Here is an 8,746-nt window from a genome sequence, read left to right as displayed (position 1 = left end):
ACACGAGAGTGTCAGCGATGTATTGACACATACCTGTCAGCGAAGTACTGACACATGACAGTGAGCTATAGGTCCCTGGTTGCAGGACGCCCGGCGGGGAGGGAGAGGGTCAGACGACGACGCCGAAGTCCTGCGCGATGCCGGACAGACCGGAGGCGTAGCCCTGGCCGATCGCCCGGAACTTCCACTCGTCGTTGTTGCGGTAGAGCTCGCCGAAGACCATCGCGGTCTCGGTGGAGGCGTCCTCGGAGAGGTCGTAGCGGGCGAGCTCGGAGCCGTCCGCGTCGTTGACGACGCGGATGTAGGCGTTCCGCACCTGGCCGAAGGACAGGCCCTTGGCGTCCGCCTCGTAGATGGACACCGCGACGGCGACCTTCTCGATCTGCGGCGGGACCGCGGCCAGGTTGACCTTGATCACCTCGTCGTCGCCGGCGCCCTCACCGGTCAGGTTGTCGCCGCCGTGCTCGATGGACCCGTCGACCGAGCGCTTGTTGTTGTAGAAGACGAAGTACTCGTTGCCCGGCACCCGCCCGTCCGCGGCCAGGCCGAGCGCGCTGGCGTCCAGGTCGAAGGAGCCGCCGTCGGTGGTCCGCGCGTCCCAGCCCAGTCCGAGGGACACCGCCGTCAGACCCGGGGCCGCCTTGGTCAACGACACGTTGCCGCCCTTGGTCAAGCTCACGCCCATGGTTCTCGCACTCTCCCTGCATCGTCGGTGGCACCGCCCACGACGGACGGCGCTGTCGCGGCATCGCCGCTGCGCGATCCAGCATGGCCCAGCCCGCCGCGCCCGGCGCGGTTTCCGGCCGATCCGCCCGTTCGGCCCCGTCCGGCCGGTGGCGGTGCGACGGCCCGGGCCGGGCACAGGTGGTGAATCCGGCCCCGCTGGGCCGATACGGTGACACGCATGGTCGAACCCGCCGCGACGCCCGGCACCCCCGGCGTGGTGATGCCGATCGGTGGTGCCGAGGACAAGCTGGGCCGGATGACGATCCTGCGGGACGTGGTCCGCATCGGCGGTGGCAGCTCCGCCCGGATCGTGGTGCTGTCCACCGCGTCCTCGCTCGGCGACGAGATCACCCACGCCTACCTGCAGCTGTTCTCCTCCCTCGGGGTCACCGACGTCGTCGGGATCCGTCCGGAGAGCCGCGAGCAGGCCGGTGATCCTGCGCTGGTGGCCGCCGTCGACCGGGCGACCGTCGTCTTCATGACCGGCGGCAACCAGACGAAGCTGGCCACCGTCGTGGTCGGCACCCCGCTCGGCGACGCGATCCGGGCCGCGCACGCCCGCGGCGCACTGGTGGCCGGCACGTCGGCCGGCGCCTCCATCTGCTCGGAGCACATGGTGTCCTTCGGTACCGGCGGTTCGACGCCGAAGTTCCGCGTCGGCCAGGTGTCCCAGGGCCTCGGCCTGCTGACCGGGGTGATCGTCGATCAGCACTTCACCCAGCGGAACCGGTTCGGCCGGCTGCTGGCGCTGGTGGCGGCGAACCCGGCCCAGCTCGGCATCGGCATCGACGAGGACACCGCCGCCCAGATCACCGCCAACGGCCTGCTCGAGGTGCGCGGCAAGGGTGTGGTGACGATCGTCGACGGCGCCGAGGTGATCACCACCGCCTACACCGCCACCGGCACCCAACCGCTGATGATGTCGGACCTGAAGCTGCACACCCTGCCCCGCGGTGCGGTGTTCGACCTGACCGCGCGTCGGCTGATCAGCGCACCGGGACTGGACACCTCCGAACCGGCCGGCGTCGCCACCCTCGCCGACCTGCCGGAACAGACCCGCCCGCGAACCCGGCGGATCGCTGCTGAGGGCGCGCACGAGACCACGGCCGAGCTCCGGCGCAGGCCCGCCGGGAGCTGAGCCCGGCCCCGGTGATCACGGGCTCGTCACGCGCCGGTGATCACCGGGGGGCACAATCACCTCACTCCGGATCGGGCCGGAGGCGAACCGGTCGAGAGAACTCGAGAGGTGTGGGTGGCGATGGCGGAAACCGCCGGAGGGTCGGAGAGCGGGGCCGCGGGTGCGGCCGGGGCGCCCAGGGTGGTGGTGATCAAGGAGAGCCGGGTCTACCGCGGCCCGAACTACTACTCCTACGAACCCGCCGTGCACCTGGTGGTCGACATCCAGGGACTCGAGGAGTCACCCACCGACCTGCTGCCCGGTTTCACCGAGGCGCTGCTGGCGATCCTGCCCGGCCTGCACGACCACCAGTGCTCCCGCGGCCACGACGGGGGTTTCGTCGAAAGGCTGCTGGAGGGCACCTGGGCCGGCCACGTCGCCGAGCACGTCGCGCTGGAGCTGCAGCGCACCGCCGGGCACGAGATCACCCGTGGCAAAACACGTTCCACCGGTGCCCGCGGCGTCTACAACGTCATCTACGGCTACCTCGACGAGACGGTGGCCATGCTCGCCGGGCGGTTGGCGGTGCGGCTGGTCAACGACCTGGTCAGCCGGTCCGACGGCACCCCGCCGCCGGATCCGGACTTCGACTTCGAGGCCGAGCACGAGAGTTTCCTGCGGACCAGCCAGCGGGTGGCCTTCGGGCCGTCCACCCAGGCCATCCTGGAAGAGGCCATCACCCGCGACATCCCTTGGCAGCGGCTGAATTCCGGGTCGCTCGTCCAGCTCGGCCACGGCGTGCACCAGCGCCGCATCCGGGCCACGATGACCTCGATCACCGGTTCGCTGGCCGTCGACATCGCCTCCGACAAGGAGCTGACCAACCGGCTGCTGGCCGCGGCAGGACTGCCGGTCCCGGCGTCCGAGGTGGTCACGAGTGCCGACGAGGCGGTCCGGCAGGCGCACCGGATCGGGTTCCCGGTGGTGGTGAAACCGTTGGACGGCAACCACGGTCGCGGCGTGGCGATCAACCTGACCACCGACGACGAGGTGCGCGCGGCCTTCGAGCTGGCGGCCGACGAGTCCCGGCGCGGCTACGTGCTGGTCGAGTCGTTCATCACCGGCAAGGACTACCGGGTGCTGGTGATCGGCGGCAACATGGTCGCGATCGCCGAGCGGGTACCGGCACACGTCATCGGTGACGGCATCAAGTCGGTCACCGAGCTGGTCGACGAGACGAACGCCGACCCCCGACGCGGCGTGGGCCACGAGAAGGTGCTCACCCGGATCCTGGTCAACGACGCCGCGGTGGAGCTGGTGCGGGCCCAGGGCTACGAGATGACCGACGTCCCGCCGCGCGGTGAGATGGTGAAACTCGCTCTCACCGGCAACATGTCGACCGGCGGCATCTCCATCGACCGGACCTTCGAGGCACACCCGGACAACGTCGACATCGCCGAGGAGGCGGCCCGCGTCGTGGGTCTGGACATCGCCGGCATCGACTTCCTCTGCCCGGACATCACCCAGCCGGTCCGCGAGACCGGTGGCGCGATCTGCGAGGTGAACGCGGCGCCGGGATTCCGGATGCACACCCACCCGACCATCGGCGACCCGCAGTACGTGGCGAAACCCGTGGTGGACCTGATGTTCCCGCCGGGCTCGGACTCGCGGATCCCGATCGTCGCGGTCACCGGCACCAACGGCAAGACCACCACCTCCCGGATGATCGCCACCATCTTCAAGGGCATCGGCCGGAAGGTCGGCATGACCTCGACCGACGGTGTGGTCATCGACGACCGGCTGGTGATCCGCGCGGATGCCTCCGGACCGAAGTCGGCGCGCATGGTGCTGCAGAACCCGCGGGTCGACTTCGCGGTGTTCGAGGTGGCGCGCGGCGGCATCCTCCGGGAAGGCCTGGGCTACACCAGCAACGACGTGGCCGTGGTGCTGAACGTGGCACCGGACCACCTGGGGCTGCGCGGGATCGACTCGGTCGAGCAGCTGGCCAAGGTCAAGCAGGTCATCGTCGAGGCGGTGCCCAAGCTCGGGTCGGCGGTGCTGAACGCCGACGACGAGCTGGTCGCCAACATGCGCCGCGCCTGCGCCGGCGAGATCGTCTGGTTCTCGGTCAAGCCCAACAACCGGATGATCGCCGACCACTGCCGGCGCGGCGGCAAGGCCGTCGTGCTGGAGCCGGGCGAGCTGGGCGACCTGATCGTGCTGGTGCACGGCCGCCGTCGGATGCCGCTGGCCTACACGCATCTGCTGCCGGTGACCTTCGGCGGCAAGGCGATGTTCAACGTGCAGAACGCGATGGCGGCGGCCGCCGCGGCCTACTGCGCCGGCGCGCACCTGCACGACATCCGGGCCGGGCTGCGCTCCTTCACCCCGTCCTACTACTCGGCGCCGGGCCGGATGAACCTCACCGAGGTGCGCGGGGTCAAGGTGATCGTGGACTACTGCCACAACGCGCCGGCCATGGTCGCACTCGGCGACTTCGTCGACCGGTTCTTCGAGGACGCACCGGCCATGGAGCGGCCCCAGCGGATCGGTGTGATCGCCACCGCCGGCGACCGGCGGGACCAGGACATGGTCGACCTGGGCTACCAGGCCGCCAAGCACTTCGACATCATGGTCGTTCGCGAGGACGAACGACTGCGCGGGCGGAAGTCGGGGGAGACCGCGGCGCTGATCGTGCAGGGCGCCGAGGCGGCCCAGGCGGAGGGGGCGCGGGTCAAGGAGATCGGCGTCGTGCTGGACGAGATCGAGTCCACCCGGGTCGCGGTGGAACGGGCGAATCCCGGTGACCTGGTGGTGATCTGCGTCGACCGGGCGCGTGCGGTGTGGGACGAACTGCAGGCCATCGGCAAGACGGCACAGGCCGGCGCCGCCGACGAGTGAACCGCGCCCGGCCGGCCCCTTGCGGCGCAGGGGACCGGCCGGATCGTGCGGTCAGCGCCGGGTGGTCGACCGGGTGACCAGCGACAGGATCACCAGCAGCAGCAGCGCTCCCAGCACGGCGACGCCGAAACTCTTCCAGTCCCAACCGAAGTCCCACGGGGTGTCGGTCGCGACCCGGTAGATGAAGCCGCCGAGCACGGCGCCCAGGATGCCGACGATGATGTTCATGATGCAGCCGCGGCGCTGGTCCTTCACCACCAGCGAGGCCACCCATCCGGCCAGCGCACCGAAGACGATCCAGCCGATCCAGCTCATCAGGATTCCTTCTCGTGGGTCCCGGCACCGGCAGGTCCGGTGTCCGCATCGGTGGTGCGGGCCTTCACCAGGTCGGTGAGTGCGGCCAGCGCGGCGCCGGGCGCCGCACCCCGGCCGACGGCGACGCCGACCAGGTAGCAGGTCAGCGGACCGGCGACCCGGGCGACACCGTGCGCCACGTCCCGGGTCAGGTCGAGCAGTTCGTTGCGCAGGTCCGCCGGGATCGGCCCCGGCGGCAGTGCCAGCGACCTGCCGGCCTCCATCAGCCAGTCGTCCAGTGTGCTCATGCCCGCGAGCCTATCCATGCCGATTCGGGAGCGCCGGATGCCCGGTCTCAGGCATGACCGCCGACCGCGACCTCGCCCAGAACGACCTGCGCGGTGGTGTCCAGAAGTGTCTCCAGCAGGGCGATCTCGTCATCGAAGGCCGATCGCAGGGCTCGGTTCCACCGCAGATTCGTCTCGACGGTGAGCGTCGCCCGGCGGCCGCGGCGGGCCAGGTGCCAGATCCCCGCCACCACTCCGTCGACGAGCAGCACCGGGCGGGTGCCGGGCTGCGAGTTCGTCATCGCCCGGGCCCGGACCGGCGGCGGGAACAGCACCTCCCGGGGCTGCCCGCCGACGACGTAGGGATCGAAGTAGGGCAGCAGCCGGACGGTGCCGGCGACCGCCGGCGGCTCGTCCGTCCGTGGGACGTCGAACCGGTCGCCGTCCCGGACCACCCCGTCGACGGACCCGAGCGCCGCTGCCGCCCACCCCGCATCCGTGGCCAGCCACCGGGCCAGATCCTTCGCCGTGACCGGACCGTAGGCGCGCAGGTACTCCCCGGCCAGCCACTGCACGGCGGCGCGTTCCGGTTGCGGCGCAGGCGGTTCCGGCAACGCGGCATAGGTGGTCCGGCGCCCGCGGTTCGGGCCGAAGCAGAGCACGCCGCGGTGTGCGGCGACCGCGATCGCCCGCCGCCAGCGGGCGGCGAGGCCGCCGAAGTCCGGGATCACCTGCTCGGCGGCCCAGCTGCCGAGGGCCGCCGGCACCGCCTCGTCCAGCTCCACCAGGGTCCGTGGACCGTCGGCCAGGATGGGGCCCAGCGCCGCGCACACCTGATCGATCCGGTCCGCGTCCAGGTAGGGATCCGCTGCCCCCCGGCCGGGGACCGCGGCGAGGGCCGGCAGCCAGTGGCCCAGGTCGGCAGTGGGCAGCAGGTGGACCGTGCCGCGCGGCCCGAAGGTCCGGGTCAGACCCTCGCCGGCGCCGGCGAAGGCCCGCAAGCGCAAGCCGATCGCCAGGTCGGCGGCCGACGGGATCTGCGCGTGCGCACCGACCATCGCCCGGACGGCGTCCACCGCGTCGGCGGCGGTCCCGCCCAGCAGCCGGTGTTCGCGCATCCGGTGGCCGAACACCCGCGACCGGTCCATCGGCCCACCTCCATGCCCTACGAGAGCAGCCAGACCTCGACCTCGTCGCCGGCCGCCAGCGAGGTCACCGACTCCGGGACCACGATCATCGCGTCGGCGCCCGCCAACCAGGCCAGCAGGTGGGAGCCCGGCCCGCCCCACGGTGCGACGGTGCCGGCCACCGTGTCCAGCACCCCGCGGCGGAACTGCCGCTTCCCGTCCGGCGACTCCAGTCCGACCGACAGCGGCACCCGGACGGCCGGCCGCAGCGGGTCCGGGTGCCCGATGGCGGCCCGGATCGCCGGCCGGACGAAGACCTCGAACGACACGTAGGAACTGACCGGGTTGCCGGGCAACGTGACCATCGCGACCGCGCGACCGTCGGGCAGGGTGACATGTCCTGCGCCCTGGGGCATCCCGGGCTGCATCGCCACCTTGGCGAACTCCACGCCGCGGCCGGTGAGGGCGTCCTTGACTACCTCGTACGCGCCGGCCGACACCCCGCCGGAGGTGAGGACCAGGTCCACCTCCGCGGCCGCCGAGGCCAGCCGGTCGGAGAACTCGTCGACGTCGTCGGACACGAAGTGGGCGAGCACCGGCTCGCCGCCGGCCTCGCGGATCGCCGCGGCCAGCATCGCCGAGTTCGACTCGTAGATCTGCCCGGGGCCGAGCGGCTGACCCGGCGCCACCAGCTCCGTCCCGGTGGACAGCACCAGGATCCGCACCGCTCGCCGGACCGGCAGCGTGGCCAGCCCCACGGCGGCCGCGACGCCGATCTGCGGTCCGTGCACCACGCTGCCCGCGGGCAGCAGCAGCGATCCGGCGACGACGTCCTCGCCGACCGTCCGCACGTGCACGCCGGCCGGCGGTGCGCTGTCGATCCGCACCCGGTCCACGCCGCCGTCGGTCCGTTCCACCTGCACGATCGTGTCCGCGTCGGCCGGCATCGGGGCACCGGTCATGATGCGGGCGGCGGTACCCGGCGCGAGCGGCCCGACGTCCTGCCTGCCGGCCGGGATGTCCTGGGACACCGGCAGTTCGATCGGGAACGAGGTGAGATCCGCGGCCCGGACGGCATATCCGTCCATCGCGGAGTTCGCGAAGGGCGGCAGGCTGATGGGGGCCGGGATGTCGCGGGCCAGCACCTGGCCGAGGGCGGCGGCCAGCGGGACGTCGACCGTCGGTGCCGGTGGCAGCAGGGCGGTGACGACGGCGGCGTGTTCCTCGACCGGGCGCATGGCGACCATCCTGCCCGGTCCCGCGTCGTCCGACCGCCGCCGGGTGGTCGGGGGCGGACGGATCAGAGGCCGGCGGCCTTGCGCAGCAGGTCCTCCGCGGTGGCCAGCTCCGCGACGATCCGCGCCGCCGGGCGCACCGAGGAGACCAGACCGACGGCCTGGCCGGCGTAGACCGGCGCGACGGACACGTCGCCGTCCGCGCGGGCGGAGACCACCTGGTCGGACAGTGCGGTCAGCGCGGCCGGTTGCCGTTCCAGCTCGTCCTCACGGCCGGCCCAGGTGTCGGTGACCCCGTTGACCAGAGCCCGGCCGCCGAACTCCCGCGGCCAGGCCAGCCGCTGCGCCAGGTCGAACACCCGGGTGTAGACGGTGTCGGTCAGCTCGGCGCCGACCATCGCCTCCCGGGCGTGCGGACCGGTGTCGGCCTCGGTGGCGGTGGCGAACGCGGATCCCACCCAGGCGCCGACGGCACCGGCCGCCAGCACCGCGGCCACTCCGCGGGCCGTGGCGATGCCGCCGGCCGCGATCACCGGGGCGTCGATCTCCTCCAGCACGGCCTGCAGCAGCGGCAGGGTGGCCACCTGGTTCCGGCCGTGGCCCCCCGCCTCGGCACCGCGGGCGACCAGCACGTCCACCCCGATGGCGTCCGCGTCCCGGGCGTCGTCCAGGGTGCCGACCTGGGTGGCGACGGTGATCCCGGCGTCGTGCAGCCCGGCCACCCAGTCGGAGAGCTCGCCGCCGTAGCTGACGCTGACCAGCGCCGGACCGGCCGCGACGACCAGCGGCAGGATGTCCGCCGGGTCGCCGACCGACCAGCCGATCAGGCCGACGCCGAACGGCTTCCCGGCCGAGGCGGCCTCGGACAGCTCCTGCTCGATCCAGGCCGGGTCCGCCGAGGTGCCGATGCCGACCATGCCGAGGGCGCCGGCCGCACTGACCGCGCGGGCCAGCCGGCCGCCGGCGACGCCGGCCATCGGCGCCGACACGACGGGGATCTCGATCTGCAGGTGGTCGGTGAGCCAGGTGCGCATGTGCCCATCCTGCCGACCCGCCCCG

At 72.5% G+C, this 8,746-nt stretch carries 8 protein-coding genes; 2 read left to right on the top strand and 6 right to left on the bottom strand.

Going from position 1 to position 8,746, the window contains the following annotated elements:
- Positions 1 to 109: 109 nt before the first annotated feature.
- Entirely contained in the window at positions 110 to 685 is a 576-nt protein-coding gene (locus GIS00_RS25515) for a TerD family protein (RefSeq protein ID WP_154771286.1), read from the bottom strand.
- Between the two features lie 219 nt (positions 686 to 904).
- Here GIS00_RS25515 and GIS00_RS25510 point away from each other — a divergent pair, with 219 nt between their 5' ends.
- Together GIS00_RS25510 and cphA are read left to right on the top strand one after the other, a co-directional pair.
- The gene (locus GIS00_RS25510; protein ID WP_154771285.1) at positions 905 to 1,864 is read left to right on the top strand and encodes a cyanophycinase; all 960 of its coding nucleotides are present in this window, start codon (positions 905 to 907) and stop codon (positions 1,862 to 1,864) included.
- Positions 1,865 to 1,984: 120 nt separating this feature from the next.
- Positions 1,985 to 4,744 carry a cyanophycin synthetase gene (gene cphA, locus GIS00_RS25505; RefSeq protein ID WP_154771284.1) on the top strand — a complete coding sequence of 920 codons (2,760 nt, stop codon included), beginning with the start codon at positions 1,985 to 1,987 and terminating at the stop codon, positions 4,742 to 4,744.
- A 51-nt stretch (positions 4,745 to 4,795) separates the two neighbouring features.
- Here cphA and GIS00_RS25500 read toward each other — a convergent pair whose 3' ends face one another.
- The 5 genes from GIS00_RS25500 to GIS00_RS25480 form a co-directional block, all read right to left on the bottom strand.
- Positions 4,796 to 5,059 carry a GlsB/YeaQ/YmgE family stress response membrane protein gene (locus tag GIS00_RS25500; RefSeq protein WP_154771283.1) on the bottom strand — a complete coding sequence of 88 codons (264 nt, stop codon included), beginning with the start codon at positions 5,057 to 5,059 and terminating at the stop codon, positions 4,796 to 4,798.
- The gene (locus GIS00_RS25495; RefSeq protein WP_196073465.1) at positions 5,059 to 5,346 is read right to left on the bottom strand and encodes a DUF6457 domain-containing protein; all 288 of its coding nucleotides are present in this window, start codon (positions 5,344 to 5,346) and stop codon (positions 5,059 to 5,061) included. The genes GIS00_RS25500 and GIS00_RS25495 overlap by 1 nt, the downstream gene beginning before the upstream one ends.
- Positions 5,347 to 5,393: 47 nt before the next feature.
- Positions 5,394 to 6,473: a winged helix DNA-binding domain-containing protein gene (locus GIS00_RS25490; protein WP_154771282.1), complete on the bottom strand. Its 1,080-nt coding sequence runs from the start codon at positions 6,471 to 6,473 to the stop codon at positions 5,394 to 5,396.
- A gap of 17 nt (positions 6,474 to 6,490) precedes the next feature.
- The gene (gene moeA, locus GIS00_RS25485; protein WP_154771281.1) at positions 6,491 to 7,690 is read right to left on the bottom strand and encodes a molybdopterin molybdotransferase MoeA; all 1,200 of its coding nucleotides are present in this window, start codon (positions 7,688 to 7,690) and stop codon (positions 6,491 to 6,493) included.
- Between the two features lie 62 nt (positions 7,691 to 7,752).
- Positions 7,753 to 8,721, bottom strand: a complete 969-nt coding sequence (locus tag GIS00_RS25480) for an NAD(P)H-dependent flavin oxidoreductase (protein WP_154771280.1) — start codon at positions 8,719 to 8,721, stop codon at positions 7,753 to 7,755.
- Positions 8,722 to 8,746: the final 25 nt, after the last annotated feature.

The sequence above is a fragment of the Nakamurella alba genome, from assembly GCF_009707545.1.
GTDB classification, from domain to species: Bacteria; Actinomycetota; Actinomycetes; order Mycobacteriales; family Nakamurellaceae; genus Nakamurella; species Nakamurella alba.
Note: the sequence above shows the minus strand (reverse complement) of the source record. Positions and strands in the feature narration are given on the sequence as shown.

Bases quoted from the DNA above. Each gene is read 5' to 3' on its own strand.
- GIS00_RS25515 (WP_154771286.1), bottom strand. From the start codon at position 685: ATGGGCGTGAGCTTGACCAAGGGCGGCAACGTGTCGTTGACCAAGGCG.
- GIS00_RS25510 (WP_154771285.1), top strand. From the start codon at position 905: ATGGTCGAACCCGCCGCGACGCCCGGCACCCCCGGCGTGGTGATGCCG.
- cphA (WP_154771284.1), top strand. From the start codon at position 1,985: ATGGCGGAAACCGCCGGAGGGTCGGAGAGCGGGGCCGCGGGTGCGGCC.
- GIS00_RS25500 (WP_154771283.1), bottom strand. From the start codon at position 5,059: ATGAGCTGGATCGGCTGGATCGTCTTCGGTGCGCTGGCCGGATGGGTG.
- GIS00_RS25495 (WP_196073465.1), bottom strand. From the start codon at position 5,346: ATGAGCACACTGGACGACTGGCTGATGGAGGCCGGCAGGTCGCTGGCA.
- GIS00_RS25490 (WP_154771282.1), bottom strand. From the start codon at position 6,473: ATGGACCGGTCGCGGGTGTTCGGCCACCGGATGCGCGAACACCGGCTG.
- moeA (WP_154771281.1), bottom strand. From the start codon at position 7,690: ATGCGCCCGGTCGAGGAACACGCCGCCGTCGTCACCGCCCTGCTGCCA.
- GIS00_RS25480 (WP_154771280.1), bottom strand. From the start codon at position 8,721: ATGCGCACCTGGCTCACCGACCACCTGCAGATCGAGATCCCCGTCGTG.